Consider the following 18,717-nt stretch of genomic DNA (forward strand, 5'->3'; position numbering starts at 1 on the left):
GAGGAGAACCGTCCGTCCATGGCAGCCGCACCCCTGACCACGACCACGACCCCCACCACGGCTGCGAGGCACGTGCCCGTCCACGAACACATCACCGACGCGCTCAAGGACCCCGCCTTCGTCCGGCTCTCCGACACCGTCGTCCTCGCCCGCTTCGAGACGATGAAGGTGTACGCGGCCCTCGGCGCCGTCCGCTCCCTGCTGGAGAGCGGGCGGATCGTCCCCGGCCAGACCCTCGTGGACAGCTCCAGCGGCATCTACGCGCTCGCGCTCGCCATGGCCTGCCACCGCTACGGGCTCCGCTGCCACATCGTCGCCTCGACCACCGTCGACGCCACCATGCGCGCCCAGCTCGAAGTCCTCGGCGCGACCGTCGACCAGATGCCGCCGTCCCGGAGCCTGCGGCTCGACCAGGAGCGGCGGGTGCGGCACGTACGGGACCTGCTGCGGCGGCGGCCGGACTGCCACTGGATGCGGCAGTACCACGACGGGGTGCACTACGCCGGCTACCGCGAGTTCGCCGAACTGGCCGGGGCCGCGCTGCCCACCGGGCCGCTCACCGTGGTCGGCTCGGTCGGCACCGGCTCGTCCACCGGGGGGCTCACCGAGGCGCTGCGGGCCGCCGGGCGGCCGGTCCGGCTGGTGGGGGTGCAGCCGTTCGGCAGCGTCACCTTCGGCAGCGAGGGGTTCAGCGACCCGGACGCGATCATCGCCGGGATCGGCAGCTCGATCCCGTTCGGGAACGTCCGGCACGAGCTGTACGACACCCTGCACTGGCTGGACTTCCGGCACGCGATGGCCGGCGCGGTGGAACTCCTGCGCGGGCACGCCGTCTTCGCCGGGCTCTCCACCGGGGCCGCGCACCTGGTCGCCCGGTGGGAGGCGGAGCGGGACACCACCGGCGCCACCCATCTGGTGCTGGGCGCGGACACCGGACACCGGTACACGGAGCGGGTGTTCGCCCGGCACGAGGAGGCCCAGGACCCGCGCGGGCTGCGGCCCCGGCGGATCACGGCGCTCGCGGACCTGGCGCCGCCGTGGTCGGTGCTGGAGTGGGCGGGGCGGGCCGCGCCGCCGGGCGCCCGCACCGGACCCGAGGCGGAACCGCCCCTCCCGCTGTCCTCGGACCCGTCTGCCGACGCCCCCGTATCCGCCGTGCCCGTACCCGCCGCCACAGCCACCGCCGCCACCACCACCGACGACAGCGGCCAGGCCGCCCTCCCCGCCGGGAGCCCCCGATGACCATCGCCTCCCTCGAATCGCTCTCCTTCGGCCTGGTACGGACCGCCGAGGCCGCCATCGCCGCCGGTCACCGGCTGGCCCTGCTCACCGGCGACCGCTCGGTCTACCGCCATGAGCTGGCCACCATGGAGCCCGGACTCCTCGATGTGATCGACGTCGACACCACCGACACCGGCGCCGTCCGGCGGGCCCTCGGCGACCTGCCCGGTCTCGCCGGCATCGTCAACACCACCGACACCTGGAGCACCCCGGCCGCCGAACTCGCCGCCGAGCTGGTCCTGCCGGGACCCGACCCCGCCGCCGTCCGGGCACTGCGCGACAAGGCCCTCGTCCGGGACGCCCTGCACCGCGCCGGGGTCGGCGCCCGGACGGCGGTCGTCGTGGACCCGGCGCTCCCCGGCGCCGCCGACCGCGTCCTCGCGGCCGTCGGCCTGCCCTGCGTCCTCAAGGACTCCGCCGGGACCTCCTCCCGGGGCGTGTGGATCGTCCGGGACCCCGACGCGCTGCGCCCGGCCCTGGACGAGGCCGCCCGCAGCGCCCTCAAGGGCCGGCTTCTCGCCGAACCCTTCCTCTCCGGACCGCTCTACAGTGCCGAGACCCTGAGCTGGCACGGCGAGACCCGGCTCCTGGGCGTCTCCAGCCGGCTGACCTCGCGGACCCCGGCGGTACGGGAGGAGGGCGCCGCCTTCCCGGTCGCGCTGCCCGCCGGCGACCGGGACACCGTCGAACGCTGGGTGGCCCGGGCGCTCGCCGCCGCCGGGCACGACCAGGGCTTCGCCCATGTCGAGTTCGTCCTCACCGCCCAGGGCCCCGAACTCGTCGAGATCAACCGAAGGATCGGCGGAGCCCTGATCGGGGAGGCCCTCTGCCGCGCGCTGCGGACCAATGTGTACGAGGCGCTGATCGACGTCACCCTCGGCCGCAGGCCCGCCCTCCTGGACGCCTCGCTCGCACCGAGCGGCCCGGCGGTCTCCTTCGTCCTCGTCTACCCGGACGAACCGGGCACACTGCTGGAGTGGGCGGGCCTGGACGGGCTCGGCGCCTTCCCCGGGCCCGTGGAGTGGTTCCCCGTCCGCGCACCCGGCGACGCGGTCCCGGACGTGGGCGACCAGCGCGGCTGTACGGGGATGGTGCTCGCCGAGGCGGCCACCGCCGAACTCGCCCAGCACCGGGCGTGGGCCGCGGCGACCACCGTCCGCCCGGTCCTCAAGCCGGCTCCCCGGCCCGCCGTTTTGTGACCCGGACCCGCTTCGGGGCCCACCGCCGGCTCCTCCTCGGAGCCTCCTTCCTGATCACCCTCGGCAGCTTCGCCGTGCTGCCGTACATGTCGGTGCTGCTCCACGAGCGCTTCGGGCTCGGGCTCGGGGTGGTCGGCCTGGTGCTCGCCGTGGCCTCGCTGGTGCAGTTCAGCGGGGGTGTGGTGGGCGCCGCGCTGGCCGCCCGGATCGGGCTGCGGACCACCATGCTGACCGCCCTCGCCGTCCGGACGGCGGGGTTCGGCACGCTGGTGCCCGCCGCCGACCGGCCGGAGTACGCGATCGCGGCACTGCTGCTGATCTCGGTCGGGGCGGCGCTGTACCTCCCCGCGAACAAGGCGTACCTGGTGGCGGGGCGGCCGGCGGAGGAGCGGCCCCGGCTGCTCGCGGCGAGCGGGTCGGCGTTCAACCTGGGCATCGCGCTCGGGCCGCCCGCCGCCGCGCCGCTGGTGCTGACCTCGCCGACCGCGCTGTTCGCGGCGGTGACGGTGGTGTTCGCGCTGGTGGCGGCGGCGCATCTGGTGCTGCCGGAGACGGCCGACGAACCGGAACCGGAGCCGTCGCAGCCGTCGCAGCCGTCGGAGGAGTCGGAGGAGTCGGAGGAGTCCGCGAAGGAGCCTTCGCAGTCGTCGCAGGAGCCTGTGGAGGGACCCGGTGAGCCTGCGGAGGGGCCCGGTGGGCCTGCGGACGACCGGTCGCCACCCGCCCCCTCCCCGTTCGCGTACACCCTGCTCTCCGTCTACGTCTTCATGTTCTTCCAGCACTACCTGGCCCTGTACGCGGTCCCCCGCACGTCCGCCGCGTTCTACGGGTTCCTGCTCATGGGGTACGCGCTGCTGCTGGTCGTCGGCCAGCCGCTGTTCGCCGACCGGATCGCCCGGCTCGGCTACCCCCGGGCGCTGTGGCTGGGGTTCGGCGCGATGGCCGCCGGCACGGCCGCCGTGGCGACCGGCGGCCCGCCGGGGATCGTGCTGGGCGCGGTGCTGATCTGCACGGCCGAGACGGTCCTCTTCCTCCGCAACGACCTGGAGGCACTGGCCCGTACCCGCGCGCCCGCCGCCACCGTCTTCGGCCGGCAGCGGCTGGCGGCCGGTCTGGGCGCCTTCGGGGCGGCCCTGTTCGGCGGCCCGCTCTACGGGGCCGCCGAACAGGCGGGCGACGCCTCCTGGTTCTGGCTCGCGGTCGCCGCCCAGAGCGTGCTGCTGCCGCTGCTCCTGTGGGCGGTCGTACGGGTGCGGCGACGGCGGCGCGGTGGCGGTCGGGAGCAGGTCAGGCGGCGACCAGCGCCCGCCGGTCGCTGACCCAGACCTCGGCGAGATCGCGGCGGGCCCGCGCGACCCGGGATCTTATGGTCCCCACCGGGCAGTCGAGCAGCCGGGCGGCCTCCGCGTACGAGAGCCCCAGCTGGCAGGTGAGGACGAACGCCCTCCTGCGGCCCGGCTCCAGGGCGGCGATCGCGTCCGCGAAGGCCACCGACTCCTCGAATCCCGGGAGATGGCGCGGTTGCGCCCGGTCGGCGGCGCCCAGCCAGTCGGAGGTGTCGGCGATCCGGGGCCGCGCCGCCGCCCGCCGGTAGCGGTCCACCACCACCCGGCGGGCGATGGCCAGCAGCCAGGACCGGGCACAGGAGCGCCCGGCGAACCGGCCGATCCCGGCGAGTGCCCGCAGGAAGACCTCCTGCGTCAGATCCTCGGCACCCCGGCTGTCGGCGGTGAGATGGGCGACGAAACGGCGTACGTCGTCGTAGGTGGCGCGGACGAACCGCTCGGCGGCCCGCCGGTCGCCGCGGCCGGCGGCCAGGGCCCAGCGGGTGACCTCGGCGTCCCGCTCGGCACGGTCGGCGGCGACCGGCGCGGCGGCATCCGGGGCGGATGCGGATATCTCCGGGTCTGCCGTCCCCGGGGCAGGGGCAGGGGCATGGGCAGGGGCGGGGGCAGGCGTATGCGTACGAAGCATAAGAAATCGTCCTTCACGTCCGGGCGGGCCCGGCAGAGGTGATGAAAGCCTGAAAGGCGCTGCTCAGAGGCAGGCGTTGGCGCTGCTGATGGCGGGATCAGGACGGAAGGAGCGGGGGCCCGCGGCGCGAGAGGGTGCGCAGGGGCAGCAGGAAGGCCGGCATCCGGGCGGGTTCCGGCGGCCCGGCGGGCACGGCCGGGGCCGGCGGCGGCACGAGGGTGCCGCGGAGCACCGCCTCGATCAGGGCGGTGCGGAGGATGGCGGTACGGACGCTGTGCAGCGGTCCGTCCGCGAAGAGGGCGAGCGCGCGCCCCAGTTGGACCAGGGCCCGCTCGCCGCGCCAGAGCCACCAGCCGCAGACCGCGCCCGCGAGTACGTGGGCGCCGGCCATGCCGGAGGTCAGCGAGGCGGTCAGTGAGGCGGTCACGGCCTCGGCGGAGACGGTGAGCCCGGCGAGCGACGTCCCCCCGGGCGCGGGGTGCCCCGGCGGATGGCCCGGCGCGGCGGGCCCGTGCGAGACCAGGCCGAACAGCACGTGCAGGGCGAGCTGTCCGGCCGCGCTGGCGGCGACGACGGCCCGCGCGGACCGCTCCCTGCGGGTGAGCCGCCAGCCCGCGGCGAGCACGGGCGGCAGGGCGAGTGCGTACGCCCGTAACGGCGGTGACGCCCCGGAGGCCAGCGCGTGGCCGAGTCCGGACACCACGACGCACACAGCGGCGAGTACCGCGGTGTGGGCGAGGCGGAGCGCGGATCCGGCTGCCATGGGCGCCATGGTGCCAGTGGGACCCCGGGGGCGGGGAAGACCCGCCGATCAGGACAGTTCTGGATATCCACCGAGGAAATCGGACACTTATGCGAGGTGACGCACATCACTTCCGGTCGATCCGGGGTCCGGGGGAACTTTCCGGCCCCCGGGTCCGACCTGTTCGGCGTCACGTCCCCCGTGCGCCCCCGGGCCCATGCGGGCGCCAGCGAAGAGCGGAGCGGAGCCGATGCAACAGAACACGGAGCCCACAGCCCCGGAGCCGACCGCTCCGGAGGCCACGGCCGGCGTTCCCGGGGCCCGGCGGCCGGAGTCCTCCCGGCCCGCGCCGCCCCGCGTCACCCTCCGCTCCGACCTGCGCGCGAGCGGCTACGACGGCCTGGTCGCGCTCATCGTCACCGGAGCCGTCTTCTGGCTGCTCTGGGTGCGGATCAACGACCGGTCCTCGTCCACGGCCACCGTCATGCCGTTCATGGCCGACGACCCCGAGGGCTTCTGGCTCTACTTCCTCAGCCAGGCCTTCGGCTGGTCGGCGCTGCTGTGGGCGTGGGGCACGGTCATCCTCGGACTGCTGCTCTCCGGCTCCCGCCCGGCCTGGCTGCCGCTGTCCGGGCCCCGGCTGGAGCGGCTGCACCGCACCACCAGCCTCAATGTCATCGTGCTGACCCTCGCGCACGCCCTGCTCTTCGCCGCCGAACTCGTCCGCCACGACCAGGACTCCTGGTACGCGAGCGCCTGGACGGCCTTCGTCGAGGCCTTCGTCCCCGGCGGCTACGCCTCGGGCACGGGCCGGATCGCCATCCCCATCGGCCAGGCCGCGCTCTACCTCGCGATCCCGCTCGGGCTGCTCTTCTACGTACGTCACCGCATCGGCCCGCGCACCTGGCGGGTGATGCACCGGTTCGTCATCGTCGTCTATGTCGCGAGTGTGTGGCACACGCTGCTGTACGGGACGAACGTCTGGTACGACGGCTGGTTCCGCACCTCGATCTGGCTGCTGCAACTGCCCATCGCGGCGCTCTTCCTGGTACGGCTGCTCCGCCCGGCGCGCCGCGCGCAGCGGCTGGCGGCCCCCGGGTCGTCCCCGGGGGCGAAGGCGGCCTGGACCCTGCGGGCGGCGGGCCGGCTCGCGGTCGCGGGCGTCGTCGTCGCGGTGCTGGCGGTCCTGGCCACGGGCCGCGACGGCGGCCGGGGCGAGCCGCCGGCGGACACGTCGTCCACGCACCACCACGACTGACCCGCCCCCGGCCCGCTGTCCCCCGGGGGTCAGATCCCGGCGTCGGGCTGTTTGTTGATCTCCAGGTTCTTCGGGATGGCGGGCAGGATCCGCCGCTCCGATGAGACCAGGGGGATCCGGTGCGGTTCGGTGTACGCGCGCCGCTCGGCCGGCCGGAGCCGCAGCGCGGGGCCGCCCTTGCGGAGGTTCACGGCCTTCGGGGCGAGGCCCTTGACGGCGGGGAGGCTGTAGGACGGGGACTTCCGCAGCGCCTGCGCCAGGAACTCCGCCGTCAGCCGCGCGGTCTGCGAGCGGGCTGCGGCGGGGGACGCGACCTTTCCGCGCGCGCAGTCGCCGATGGTGCCGCCGGGGTCGGTGGCGGAGAGGTTGGTGTTGAGCATCCGGTGGCCCGTGCCCGCGAGCAGCACGTCGGCGGCGACCCGGGTGGACCCGGACTTCGCGAGCCGCTTCATCGTGTCCAGGCCGGCCGTCGGGGAGACGTCCTCGTCGCAGCCGCCCCGGATGTTGAGGACGGGGACCTTGTGGGTCGCGGCCTCGCCGCTCTCCGCGGGCTGGATCGCGACCGCGCCGAAGAGCCCCGGGCGCTTCGCGGCCCCCGGCGAGAGCACATGCCCGCCGCCCCGGCTGTGCCCGACGAGGCCCACCCGGGAGGTGTCCAGGCGGCCCTTGAGCCCCTTGACCTTCAGCCCGTGGTCCTTGCCCTGGCCGAGGTCGCGCAGCAGCCGCAGATGCGCGTCGATCAGCTGCTTGTACCCCTTGTCGGGCTCGGTCTCGCCGCCCCACCAGATCTCGGGCGAGACGACGTCGATCGCGACGGCGGCGAAGCCCTGCCGGGTCAGCTCCTCGACCAGGTAGGACTGCCCCACGTTCTGCCGCAGGTAGTCGGGGCCGAGACCGTTCTTGACGGGGGCGCCGGGCTTGGCGCACACCAGCGGCCAGGTGGTCTTCACGGGCTTGCGGGCGATGTACGGGTTCCCGGGCGACACGCAGTTGTGGTGGCTGCCGTGCAGGACGACGACGACCGGGTGGGGGCCCTTGCCCCGGGGCACCCCGAGGACTCCGTGGAACTGCGAGGGGTTGCCGGCCGTCCGTCCGCCGGTGATCCTCAGCAGCCCCGGTGCCAGCTTGTACGAGGTCAGCACGGCGCCGGGCACGGGCTGCTTCGCCTTCGCGGGGGCGGTGGGGGCGGCGGCGCCCACGGCCGGGGCGGAGGCGGCGGTGAGGGACAGGGCGACGGTCGCGGCGGCGGCCGTCAGCCCCAGGGGGCGGAGTTTCGCGGTGTTCACGGAAGGGAGGAGGGGGAAATGGAGCGATTGGTTCCGCCTTGTCGCGGAATGGTGCGGACGGGGAGGGCCGTCCCCGGGTCGTGGCCGCCGCCCGCGCAGGCCAGCGTGGGTATCGCGCAGGGATACGTGCAGCGATACGCGCGGGGGGACGCACGGGGACACGCGCGGGAGCATGTGCGGGGGCATGTGCGGTGCGGGGTGCCCGGGGCCCGTACCCCCGGGCACCCCCGGGGCGTCAGACCGCCACGCCCCCCGACCGCAGCAGCGGCAGTCCGGCCAGGGCCGCCGCCAGGGTCGCGTCCCTCCGGGCGAAGCAGAAGCGGACCATTCCGCTCCCCCGGTGCGCTCCGGCGAAGAAGCAGGTCCCCGGCACGGCGGCCAGGGAGAGATCCCGCGCCAGCGCCTGCGTGAGCCGTTCGCTGTCGCGGCCGAGGGTGCCGGAGAAGGCGAAGACCGCCCCCTGTGGCGCGGGTGTCGGCAGCCCGGCGTCGTTGAGCGCGTCCACCAGCAGATCCCGCTTGCGCCGTAACTCCTCGCGCAGCCCCAGGTGGTACGCGGCGGAGAAGTCGGCCCGCGCCAGCGCCGCGGCGGACACCGCGTCGAGGGGCGCGGCCGCGCACCGGGCCACCGTCTGCTGGACCAGCCGCAGCCGGTCGGTCAGCGGGGCGCAGGCCGCCGCGTACCCGATGCGCCGGCCAGCCGTCCGGTGGGTCAGGGAGAGGCTGCCGATCACCACCGTCCGCTCCCGGCCCCCCGGGTACTGCCAGGGCGAGTGGTGCGTCCCCTCGTAGACCGTCGCCGCGTACGCCTCGTCGCTGACGATGCCCGCGCGGTGCGCCGCGCAGAGTTCGGTCAGGGTCCGTACCTCGGCGGGGCCCAGGACCCGGCCTGTCGGATTGTGGGGCGAGTTGACGACGACCGCCCGGGTACGGGTGGTGAAGGCGGCCCGCAGCTCGCGTTCGTCGTACTCCCAGTCCGGCGGGTGCATCCGGACCAGCCGCACCCGGGCGCCCGCCAGCTCCACGGCGTGCAGGAAGCCCTCGTGGTACGGCTCAAAGACGATCACCTCGTCGCCGGGGTCGACCAGTGCGAGCAGGGCCGCGTAGAGCGCCTGGGCCGTGCCCTGGGTGAGGGTGACCTCGGCGGCCGGGTCCACGGCGGTGCCCAGGCGCAGACCCAGGGCGCGAGCGACGGCCGAGCGCAGCGGCAGCGGCCCCTCCGGCGGGGCGTGGCCGCAGGCGGCCGTCAGGGCCCCGGCGGACAGCTCCCCGGGCTCGGGCGCGCCGGCTCCGCCGTCCCATTCGCAGTGCCCGTGGGCGAGGTCGATGGCGGCGCCGGCGCCCTCCGCGGTGTACCGGTCGATGGTGGGCGGCGCCAGCCGCCGCACCCGCCGGGAGAGCGGCTGGGCGCCTGCCCGTCCGCCGCGGGCGTCCGTGATCGCTGGTGGGTGTCGCATGGATCCCCCTTGCCGTACGTCTGCCGGGCGGCCCGCCGGGCCGTGAGCTGGGCCCCGTCTTCCGGATCCCGCCGCGCTCCGCCGCGCGGAACGTGTCGTCGCCGGCCGGTGGTCCGCCCGTGTCCCGGGGTGCGGATCCCGCCCCCGCCCCCGCACGCCGGCGGTCGTTCCGCCGGTCGTTCCACCGGGTGTTCCACCGGGCGTTTCCGGGGCCGGATTTCCCCCTGGCGGGAATTCCCCCCTGTGATTTCCTCCGGCTGTGCGAAGTGGGTTCCGTGGTACGGGTGTTCCGAACCGGGACCGCGGTTTATCGAGGGTGCATATGCCGGTGACGAATGGCCGTCCGGCGGGGCGGGCACTGGCCCGGCCGATTCCAGGAATGGCCAGGTCAGAACGGGTCTCACGGGTGACCGATCGCCTAAGTCGGCGGCTTTTCCCCCCGGTTCGCACGTCATGGTCCGCCGACGCCCCTCTCATCGACCGAGGATGCCCTGCGCGGTGCGCGTCGATGGGGCTCAGTCTCTCCGGAAGCGGTCCGTCCGTCCATAGTCCGGTAATTCCCCGAACGGCAGTTCCTGGCTCGGGACGCGCGTTCCCCGCGGAGTGCTCCGGCGGGTGCTCCGGGAGTGCTCCGGGGCGCTCCGGGAGTGCTCCGGCGGGCCCGGGAAAGAGCTCGTACGGACGTCCGGGCCGGGTTCCTGGAGTGGTTCCGGATGCGGTCCCGGGGCACGTTCTGGATGCGGTTCCGGCGGTCGGAAACCGCGTTGCGCATCCCCAACACCCCTGCAACGATCGATGTCATGACGAACGGAAAGGCGATGAACGCCACCCTCCGGTGAGTCCCCCGGACTCCCGCACGCGGACCCCGTCCCGGGCTCTCCCGCGACCCACCCCCACCCGCCCCGGCGGGGCAGATCCTCCCCTCCCGTCCCGGACCCCTGCCCCGGTCGAGCCCCTGGGGGAGACCGCCCCCGGGCGGCACCCCTTTCCCCGTACCGCCCATCCGTGCCCGTATCCGAGCGTGCGCCGGTCCCGGCAGCCGACCGTGCCCACGCCGGGTCCGGAACGGAGTCGTGCCGCCGTGCCCGGTGGCGCCGGGCGTGCGGGGCGTACCCCAGAGCCAGTCGCAGCAGCCGCAGCCGCAGCCGCAGCAGCAGCAGAGAAGAGGAATCCCATGTACACGTTCACGCATGCCTTCACCGCCTTTCCCGCCGTCGTCACCGTCGTCACCGCCGTCAACGGCGACCCCGGGGACGGCTGGGACCCAGGCTTCACAGGAGACCCGGGGGACGGCTGGGACCCGGGCTGACGGCCGGGGCGCGGATGACGGACCGGCCGTCCGGCAGCCGCGCCCCGGCCCTCGTTCACCGCTCCGCCACCACCTCGGCGAGCCCCGCACGGGTCCGGACATGGCACCGCGCCGACGGGACCCGGGTGAGGGGTGGGGTCCCGCCGGCGCGGTGATCCGAGGGGGGATGGTGTCGGCCGCCCCCGTGTGCCGGGTCAGGGGGCGGCGCCTGCCGCCCCGCCCGCCGGGTCACTTGACGAGCGACTTCTCCAGCTCGTCGAGGATCAGACCGGCGGCGGTGTAGCCGATGCCCTGGATCCACAGCTCGTCCTTGACGGGGAAGACGTCGCCCTTCTTCACCGCGCCCAGGTTCTTCCACAGCGGACCGCCCAGCACCTGGGTGGCCTTGGCCTTCTTCGGGTCGCCGATGGTGGAGTGGAAGATCACGTCCGCGTCGGCGGAGTCGATCTTCTCCGGGCTGACGTTCACCATGAAGCCGTCCTCGGCCTCGTCGGTGATGGCCGGGCGGCCCAGGCCGACATCGGCGAGGATGGTGCCGATGTAGTTCTCCTTGCCGTAGATGCGGATGTCCGCACCCTCGATGAAGCGGACCATGTTGACCGTGGTGGCGGCGGCCTTCTCCTTACCGCCCAGCGCCTTGGTCAGCTCGGCCGTACGCGCCTGGTAGCCCGCGACGGCCTGCTTCGCCTCGGCCTCCTTGCCCAGGGCCTCCGCGTGCTTCAGGAAGTTCTCCTTCCACGGCAGGCCGGTGCTCTCCGTCATCACCGTCGGGGCGATGGCCTTCAGCTGCTCGTACTTGTCGCCGTGGCGCAGCTTGCTGGTGAGGATCAGATCGGGGTCGAGGGCCGCGATCGTCTCCAGGTTGGGGTCGGGCTGCTCGCCGACCAGCTTCACGCCGTCCACCATGTCCTTGGGCAGGTGCTCGGGAAAGCCGGACGCGGTGTCCGTGCGGGTCGCGCCCACCGGCTTGACGCCGAGGGTGATGACCGAGTCCAGCTCGGCGGTGTCCAGCACCACGACGCGCTGCGGCTTCTCGGCGACCGGGACATCGCCCATCGCGGTCTTGACGGTCTTCGTGGCCGACTTGTCCGTGCCCTTGCCGCCCTTGGCGCCACTGTCCTTGCCGTCGCCGGAGTCGTTGCCCGAGCCGCACGCGGTGAGGGTCAGCGCACCCGCGAGCGCGGCGGCCAGGACGAGCGCGCCACGGCGCGAGGAGGACTTGCTGATCATGAACGTTCTGCTTTCGTGCGGGCGAGCAAGGGTTCTGAGCAGTCGGCGCGTCCCGGGCAGGGCAGACGTCACCCCTGCCCGGAATGTGGTTTGGTAAGGCTTGGCTAAGTGTAAGTCGATGGATCCTACACCTGACCAGGGGGCGGACGCCGCCCGTGCTGAGACTCCCGTCACTCACGCCCCACGCGCACCCTCACTCACCGGCGTGCGGATGGTCCTCCCGGGGGCTCCGGCCCACCTCGTGGGCCTGCTGCAACTCCAGCTCGATGCCCAGCTCGTCGGGTTCGATCTGGGCGGTGAAGACGAGGACGACGTCCCGGTGGACGCGGGTCCACACCCTGGGGTCGTCGTCCGGATCCCGTACGGAGGTCTCGTCCGCCGGCAGGAACCCCTCGAACTCCAGCTCGGCCGAGATCGTCAGCTCGCCCACGACCAGGCCGTGGTCGTACTCCTCGTGCGGCTGCCAGTCCAGCGACTCCGGGTCCGGCCGCACGGCCACCAGGACGGGATCCTCCAGCGAGTCCGGGACGCCCAGCCGGGCCAGGTCCGGGCCGTTGGCCGCCAGCGACGAACAGGCGTTCTCCACCGCCGCCAGCAGCCCGTCCTCGAACGGCATCGGCAACTCGTACAGCAACTCCTCGGCCATACCGGGCCACCCGTCCCGGGCGGCGGGGGAGAGCGGCACGCGCAGAACGACGGTGGCGTAGTGGCCGTCCACCGAATCGTCGTCCAGCACGGAGACCCGGTCCGCCAGGGGCGGGAACGGGTGGTCCGGTTCGTCGGGAACGACGAGGAAGCGGACCCTCGGCGACGAGTAGCGGATCGCCTCGTACGGGGCCGGGAGCCAGGGTCCGGTCGCCCCCTCCACCCGCAGATGATGGGCGTGTCCGGTGAGCCGGCGGGTGGTCCTGACGAAGTAGTGCCTGACGCTCTCCCCTGCCTTCTCCGAGGACACCGTGAGGCCCCTGGCGGTGAGATGGGCGGTCAGCGCCGTGAGCAGTTCGCCGGCATTCGCCGGGTCTGACCCCTCTGGCGGGGCTTCCGCGAACTGCAACAGCTCCAGCAGCACCCGGTCGGTGCTCCGCCGCGACGGGCCGGCGTAGCGGAGCGGCAGCAGCCGCCGCAGCCTGGTGCTCACCGCCTCGTACACGATGTCCGTCTCCGGATCCGTGGGGTCCGGTCCGTCCGACGGTTCGCCGACCGCGCTGTTGCGGACCAGGGCGAGCGGGAACGATCCCAGCTCCAGCGAGTGGACGTACTCGTCACGCGGACCGGCGTTCAGCCACCGCTCCGCCTCCTCCCGCAGCTCGTGCACGCCCAGGAACTCCGGCCCGCCCGGCACCCCCCGGTCGGCGATCCCCGCGAGCACCGGACCCAGGGGAACCACGTCCTGGCCCGTGCTCGCCAGCAGCCGCAGCGACGGCTGGGTCTTCAGGGGGCGGGCGGGCACCGCCAGCAGCCGCAGCGACTCCAGCCCCCGGTCGTGGTCGAGCACGGCCAGCACCCGGCGCACGTGGTGGCTCTCCAGGACGAGCCGGACCGTGGACAGGGGCACGATGGCATCGGAGGACCCGCCCGACACGGCCGACTTCAGCCCCCAGGCGACCGCCCCCGCCTCCGTCACCACATGCCCGACGGCATAGAGGAACAGCGCGTCCGTCGCCTCCTCGCACGCCTTCCGCAGCGCCCCCAGCACCGCCTCCCGGTCCGGCGGGTCGACGAGGATCCGGATGTGCTCCGGCGGCAGGTTCCAGCCATCCGGAGAGGTCAGCACGGCACGCAGATTCTCCACCGCGTGTGAGGCCCCGGGGTGGGCCGCGAGGAAGTCGTAGTCGGTGGTCCCGATCAACAGGGCCCGGCTGCGCCGGGGATCCGGGAGCGGACCGTCGTACGAAATCGGCCGGGCCTCCGCCGTGCGGGCCGCGACCGTCGGGCTGCTGCCCCGCAGCAGCCCCAGCAGCTCGCCCGACGCCTCCGCGAACGGCCGCACCTCCGCCGGGAGGACCGTCCCGGTTCCGGCCACGCGCGCGTTGACGCCGTCCACCGGCCACGGTGTCCGGGAAGCGACGTAGCGGCTCAGCGCGGTGTGCGTCAGCCAGGCGTCCCGGCGGGTCAGGACGGCGGCGAGTCGCTCCCGCGCGCGCTCGCCGAAGAGGACGGACGGCGGTGCCGTGCCCTCCCGTTCGACGCTGACGATCCCGCTGGTCAGCAGCTCCGCGACGGTGTCGGTACCGGCCCCGGGCACCACCTCCCGGCGGATCAGGTGCAACAGCGCCAGATCCAGCCGCCGGAACGGGCTGCCGAGCGCCGCCAGCCGGACCGCGTCCGCCGAACCGGTCCGCAGGAACACCTCCACCGGGTCCGGCTCTTCCGCCTCCGGGGCCGTCAGGGCCGCCGGGAGGATCCCCGACGGCGGTACGAGTACGGCGTCGTACCCCTCCGGCGCACCGCGTACGAAGCCCCGCGCCCAGCGTTCCAGCGCGTACGGGGAGAAGGACAGCACCGGCAGCGGCAGCCACCCCGGGCGGGCGGCGGAACCGGCGTACCGCAGGCCCCGGTTGTCGCGGACGGGCGCGCGCGAGCCAACCCGTACGGCGGGCAGGTCCAGTGCGGTACGGGACCACAGGCGCCCCGGCAGCGGATTGAGCAGCGCCACCGGCGCCCGGCGGCCCCAGCGGCGCAGCAGTCGCCAGGGCCCCGGCCCGTACCAGGGGGCCGCCGCGCAGTCCGAGACCATCAGCACCAGCCGCCGGCCGTCGGGCGCGGCGAGCCGGTCCGGGTCGGCGCTGCGGCCCCGGCGGTCCACCAGCCGCTCCCCGTCGGCCAGGGCGAGGACGGTGACCCGGCGGAACGCGCCGAGACCGGCCAGCAGGGCGGTGAACTCGGCGACCGCGTCCTCCCAGACCGCCATCGCGGGCGCGGTGTCGACCACGAGCACGATCTCGAACCAGGGCTCCGGCACCGGGCCCAGCACCGGCAGGAGTTCCCCCATACGCGCGCTCTGCCGCAGCGTCTCCGGCAGATCGAGGACCCGGCGCGGGCCGTGGCCACGGCGGCGGTGGAAGGGGCGCAGCGCCCGTCCGACGTCCAGCGGGGCGGGCAGCGCCCGGCCGGCCGCGACGGCCGCGACGGTCACGGGGGCGGTGGGCGTGGCCGGCCGCCGGGGGCCGGGGAGGGGTTCGTACCACTCCACGGTGTCCGGGCGGCCCGACTCGTGTGCCGACTCCTGCGCCGGCTCCTGTGGCGGTACGGGCTCGGGGTCCGGATCCGGGGGCGCGGGCCCGTCGGGGGCGGCGGCGGGCCGTGCCGTCCGTACCGCGACCGGCTCCGGTACGGGTCTGGCCGCACCGGGGACGGCCCCGCCCGGGGTGGACGCGGCGGCCAGCCACAGCGCGTCGGCGACCGCCACCGCGTCCGTACCGCCGGGGGCCAGCTCCCCGAGCACCCCCGCGAGGGCCGTGGTCAGCCGGTCCAGCGCACCGTAGAGGGGCGGCTGGTCAGCCACCGTTCAACTCCCGTGTGAGCAGCGCGAGCAGCCGTTCGCGCTGCTCACCCGTGGGCGCCCCCGCGTCGGTGAGGAGCCGTACCGCGTTGAGGAGCTGATCGACGGCGAGGCTGTCGCCGCGTTCCACCCGGGCCGCGAACGACTCGATCAGGCCGGCCACTGGGCCCTGACCGGGAAGCTCGGCCCCCAGATGGGCGGCGACGGCCCGGCGGAGGGTGTCGGCGGTGGGCGCGGGCATCTCGTACCGGACACAGCGGCGCAGGAACGGGGGCGCGAAGTCCCGTTCCCCGTTGCTCGTCATGACGATGAACGGGAACTCGGTGCACTGGACGTGGCCGTCGGCGATGTCGTGCGTGCGGCGGGCGTCGGTGTCGGCGGTGCGGACCGGGATCAGCTCGCCGGGGTGGCGGACCAGCTCCGGGATCTCGAACTCGCCGCGCTCCAGGACATCCAGGAGGTCGCTGGGGAGGTCCAGGTCGCTCTTGTCGATCTCGTCGATCAGCAGGGCGCGGGGGCGGGTGCCGGGGAGCAGGGCGGTGCCGAGGGGGCCGAGCCGGAGGAAGGGCGCGATGTCGTCGGCGCCGGTGGCCGTTTCCGTGGCTGGTTCCGTGCCTTTTTCCGTGGCCGGTTCCGTGGCCGGCTGGACGGTCTGGCGCAGCCGCAGCGCGTGGATGTGGCCCAGTGCGTCGTACCGGCACAGCGCGTCCGCCAGGGTGCTGCGGGAGGTGATGTGCCAGCGGAGCACCGATCCCAGCCGCAGTTCCGCCGCGACCTGTTCGACCACGGTGGACTTGCCGGTCCCGGCCGCGCCGGTGATCAGGAGCGGGCGGCGCAGGTAGAGCGCCGCGTTCACCGCGTCCGTGAGCCCTTCCGGCGGCTGGAACGCCTCATGGGCGGAGCGGCGCGGGAAGGTGCGCCAGGGCGGCGGGTCCGCGAGTTCCACATCGCGCGGGAGGCCGTCGCCCCGGTAGTACGTCTGCCAGGTCATGTGGGGTCCTCGGGGGTGCTCGTGGGAGTCGGTTCCGGCGGCGTCGGTCCCGTGGGAGGTGGTTCCGGGGATGCCGGCTCCGGGGATGCCGGCTCCGGCGGTGGGGCCGCCCCCTCGTACCAGAGGCAGAAATCCAGCCAGTCCCGGTCGTGCCACACCGTCCGCAGCTCCGCGAGCGCGTCCAGCAGCCGCTGTTCGGCGGGCGGCAGATGCGGTGCGGGGACACCCGCGTCGGCGAGCCTGCGCCGCTGGTACGCCTCCCCGAACCCGGCCGGCAGCCGGGGCCACAGCAGCCCCAGGCAGTCGCGGTGCGCGTCCCCCGCCCGGCCTTCGCCGGCGCCGGGCCAGAACAGGACCGGGGTGTACGGCAGCAGCGTCTCCAGCAGTTCGGCGAGGCGGGGCGGCGCCGGCCGGTGGTCGACCCCGATGGCCCGCTGGAAACGACGCATCCGCAGCAGCCCCTTGAGCGCGGTGGTGTCCTGCGCGGTGACCGGATCCAGCCAGTCGACAGGGGCCTCGCCCCCGGTGGGTCCCGCGTCGAGCAGGGCCAGCCGCCGCCGGGCCTCCCCGTTGATGCCGCGCAGCCGCCGGGGGACCCCGAGCCGCCGCGCCCAGCGCAGGGTGACGGTCCGGTCGGCGCCGAGTTCGTACAGCCCGGTGGGGACGTGCTCCGGGTGCCATTCGGCGAGGACGGCGCTGGGGGCGGCGATGTCGACGTGCCGCAGCGGCTCCCCGGCGGGCAGCAGGGACTCCGCCCACTCCACGATCTCCGGCAGCCGTTCCTCGACCCCGGAACGGGTGGGTACGCAGGCGAACTCCCGCTGGTGCCGGGCCCGGTCGCCGACCCGGAGGAAGCCCGCCAGGGACTCCGGCCAGTCGACCGGGGCCGCGTGCAGGCTGATCACCAGCCGGGGCACGTGGTCCTCGCGGAGTCCCGCGTAGGCCTCGCGGGCGTCGTTGAGGGCGATGACGGCGTCGGCGCCCCGGGCCCAGCCGAGGACCGCCGGGTCCCCGGGATCGAGGCCGCAGGCCCCGGCGACGGCGACCACGCAGCGCGCGAGCGCCCCACCGGGGCCGCCGGACGCGCCCGGTCCGCCGGACAGCAGCGCGGGTGTGGTGCGCAGCACGGCGAATTCGAGGAGATGGCGGAGGAGTTCGCTGCCGCCGACCGCTGCGGGTGGCGCGAGCGGCGGGGTGCCGGGTGCGGCGGCCATGCGGTTCACCGTGACGATCGCGGTCCGCAGGTGGGGGGTGGAGAGCCCGGTGGCCCAGTCGGTGAGGAAACGGCCGGTGGCGACGGCGGCGAGCAGCGCTTCGGCGGTCTCGCGGACCCGTAGCGCGGCGGGGTCCAGGGACGCGGCGGCGCTCCGGGCGAGACGGTCCAGGGCGTCGGGGGTCCAGGCGGTGCCGGGGTCGGCCTGGGTCCACTCGGCGAGGGCGTCGTGGAGTTCGGCGGCGCCGAGGGGGCCGAGAGCGCCGGTGGTGCTCACGGAGTGGCGGGTGTTCCGGGCCAGCCAGAGCCCGGTGGCCGGGGCGCCGGGGTCGCCGTCGTACTCCAGATACGTGGTGTCCTGCCGCAGCAGCCGTTCGCCCAGCCCGGCCTTGACCGTACGCGGCGACAGGAGCGGACCGGCGTCGGGCACGCCCCGGCGCAGCAGGGCGGTGAGTTCCCGGCTGAAGTCGAGGTCGTAGGCGGGCCGCCGGGCCGTCGCCGCCATCAGGACGGCGACGCGTTTGAGGCCCTGCGCGTAGCCGCCGGTGAGGGCGGGGCCGCCGGGTGCGCCGGCGGCTGCCTGGCAGGTGTCGAGGAGCGCGATCACGCCGTCGACGCCGGGCTGGTCGGCGGCGGCGGCGAGCAGCGCGCCCACGTCGACGGCGCCGGCCATCTCGCCGGGGCGGGAGTCCCGGGCGAGGAAGTGCAGGGTGGCGGCGTCGTCGGGGGCCTGCCCGTGCCCGATGAAGACGAGCACGAGCACGGCGCCCGCCGCCCCGGCCCGCAGGATGGCCTCCCGCACGGCGCCGTCGACCTCCCGCCGGTCGGCGGCCCCGGCCCGCATCCGGGCGGCCCCGGGCACGGGGCTCTCCACGCAGCCGCCGACCCGGGGATCGGTCAGCGCACCGAACACCCCGTCGGCGACCTCGGCGAGCCCCGGCAGCTCCTCCTCGGCGGCGCACTGACTGGCGACGACGAGGACATGCCGCACTCCGGTCCCGGCCGGGTCCCCGGGGCCGTACGGGGGCCGGCCGCCCTGCGGGGTCCGGCCGCCCGCTGTCGCGCTTCCTGCCCACGGGCCGGGCGGGGGCGGGGGGACGTCCGCGTACTGGCTCCGGGGCTCGCGGTCGGTGGTGTGCGGCTCCGGGGGGTGTGGTGGTGCGGAGACGGATGGGAGGCCGGGGTCACGGTCGCCGGGCTGACCGGGCGCGCTGGAGGCTTCGGTATCGGCTTCCTGGAGCGTTCCCGGCGTTCCCGGCGGGCGTGGTGTTCCCGG

13 protein-coding genes are annotated in these 18,717 nt (G+C 75.0%); 5 read left to right on the top strand and 8 right to left on the bottom strand.

Annotated features, from left to right (window positions below; all coding sequences use genetic code 11):
• Window positions 1-18 precede the first annotated feature (18 nt).
• The 3 genes from SYYSPA8_RS16240 to SYYSPA8_RS16250 are packed head-to-tail and all read left to right on the top strand — an operon-like array spanning window position 19 to window position 3,799.
• A complete protein-coding gene (locus SYYSPA8_RS16240) occupies window positions 19-1,242 on the top strand; it encodes a pyridoxal-phosphate dependent enzyme (protein ID WP_323447892.1) in 1,224 nt (407 codons plus the stop codon).
• Window positions 1,239-2,480 (top strand): ATP-grasp domain-containing protein, encoded by a 1,242-nt coding sequence (locus SYYSPA8_RS16245; protein WP_323447893.1) that lies wholly within the window; start codon window positions 1,239-1,241, stop codon window positions 2,478-2,480. Before SYYSPA8_RS16240 ends, SYYSPA8_RS16245 begins: the two co-directional genes overlap by 4 nt.
• Window positions 2,477-3,799, top strand: coding sequence for an MFS transporter (locus SYYSPA8_RS16250; protein WP_323447894.1), 1,323 nt, complete (start codon window positions 2,477-2,479; stop codon window positions 3,797-3,799). Before SYYSPA8_RS16245 ends, SYYSPA8_RS16250 begins: the two co-directional genes overlap by 4 nt.
• On the opposite strand, the gene SYYSPA8_RS16255 is transcribed toward SYYSPA8_RS16250, so the two are convergent.
• Both SYYSPA8_RS16255 and SYYSPA8_RS16260 read right to left on the bottom strand, forming a co-directional pair.
• A complete protein-coding gene (locus tag SYYSPA8_RS16255) occupies window positions 3,768-4,454 on the bottom strand; it encodes a sigma-70 family RNA polymerase sigma factor (protein ID WP_323447895.1) in 687 nt (228 codons plus the stop codon). The genes SYYSPA8_RS16250 and SYYSPA8_RS16255 overlap by 32 nt on opposite strands.
• Window positions 4,455-4,551: 97 nt before the next feature.
• Window positions 4,552-5,217 (bottom strand): hypothetical protein, encoded by a 666-nt coding sequence (locus SYYSPA8_RS16260; protein ID WP_323447896.1) that lies wholly within the window; start codon window positions 5,215-5,217, stop codon window positions 4,552-4,554.
• A gap of 229 nt (window positions 5,218-5,446) precedes the next feature.
• On the opposite strand from SYYSPA8_RS16260, the gene SYYSPA8_RS16265 reads away from it, so the two are divergent.
• Entirely contained in the window at window positions 5,447-6,454 is a 1,008-nt protein-coding gene (locus SYYSPA8_RS16265) for a ferric reductase-like transmembrane domain-containing protein (RefSeq protein ID WP_323447897.1), read from the top strand.
• A 29-nt stretch (window positions 6,455-6,483) separates the two neighbouring features.
• Here the strand turns inward: SYYSPA8_RS16265 and SYYSPA8_RS16270 are convergent, their stop codons facing one another.
• Complete coding sequence (locus SYYSPA8_RS16270) at window positions 6,484-7,740, bottom strand: dienelactone hydrolase family protein (RefSeq protein ID WP_323447898.1); 1,257 nt, start codon at window positions 7,738-7,740, stop codon at window positions 6,484-6,486.
• 235 nt (window positions 7,741-7,975) lie between these two features.
• Window positions 7,976-9,196 carry a pyridoxal phosphate-dependent aminotransferase gene (locus SYYSPA8_RS16275; protein WP_323447899.1) on the bottom strand — a complete coding sequence of 407 codons (1,221 nt, stop codon included), beginning with the start codon at window positions 9,194-9,196 and terminating at the stop codon, window positions 7,976-7,978.
• A 1,174-nt stretch (window positions 9,197-10,370) separates the two neighbouring features.
• On the opposite strand from SYYSPA8_RS16275, the gene SYYSPA8_RS16280 reads away from it, so the two are divergent.
• On the top strand, window positions 10,371-10,505 hold the full coding sequence (locus SYYSPA8_RS16280; RefSeq protein ID WP_323447900.1) for a hypothetical protein: 135 nt from the start codon (window positions 10,371-10,373) through the stop codon (window positions 10,503-10,505).
• Window positions 10,506-10,733: 228 nt separating this feature from the next.
• On the opposite strand, the gene SYYSPA8_RS16285 is transcribed toward SYYSPA8_RS16280, so the two are convergent.
• The 4 genes from SYYSPA8_RS16285 to SYYSPA8_RS16300 all read right to left on the bottom strand — a co-directional run bounded on the left by SYYSPA8_RS16285 (window position 10,734) and on the right by SYYSPA8_RS16300 (window position 18,432).
• Window positions 10,734-11,735, bottom strand: coding sequence for an ABC transporter substrate-binding protein (locus SYYSPA8_RS16285; protein WP_323447901.1), 1,002 nt, complete (start codon window positions 11,733-11,735; stop codon window positions 10,734-10,736).
• Between the two features lie 193 nt (window positions 11,736-11,928).
• Window positions 11,929-15,240, bottom strand: coding sequence for an SAV_2336 N-terminal domain-related protein (locus SYYSPA8_RS16290; protein WP_323447902.1), 3,312 nt, complete (start codon window positions 15,238-15,240; stop codon window positions 11,929-11,931).
• Window positions 15,233-16,228: an AAA family ATPase gene (locus SYYSPA8_RS16295; RefSeq protein ID WP_323447903.1), complete on the bottom strand. Its 996-nt coding sequence runs from the start codon at window positions 16,226-16,228 to the stop codon at window positions 15,233-15,235. The genes SYYSPA8_RS16290 and SYYSPA8_RS16295 overlap by 8 nt, the downstream gene beginning before the upstream one ends.
• Complete coding sequence (locus tag SYYSPA8_RS16300; RefSeq protein ID WP_323447904.1) at window positions 16,225-18,432, bottom strand: vWA-MoxR associated conflict system protein; 2,208 nt, start codon at window positions 18,430-18,432, stop codon at window positions 16,225-16,227. Before SYYSPA8_RS16300 ends, SYYSPA8_RS16295 begins: the two co-directional genes overlap by 4 nt.
• Window positions 18,433-18,717 lie beyond the last annotated feature (285 nt).

Origin of the sequence: Streptomyces yaizuensis, from assembly GCF_034961445.1 — a bacterium.
Lineage (GTDB): Bacteria > Actinomycetota > Actinomycetes > Streptomycetales > Streptomycetaceae > Streptomyces > Streptomyces yaizuensis.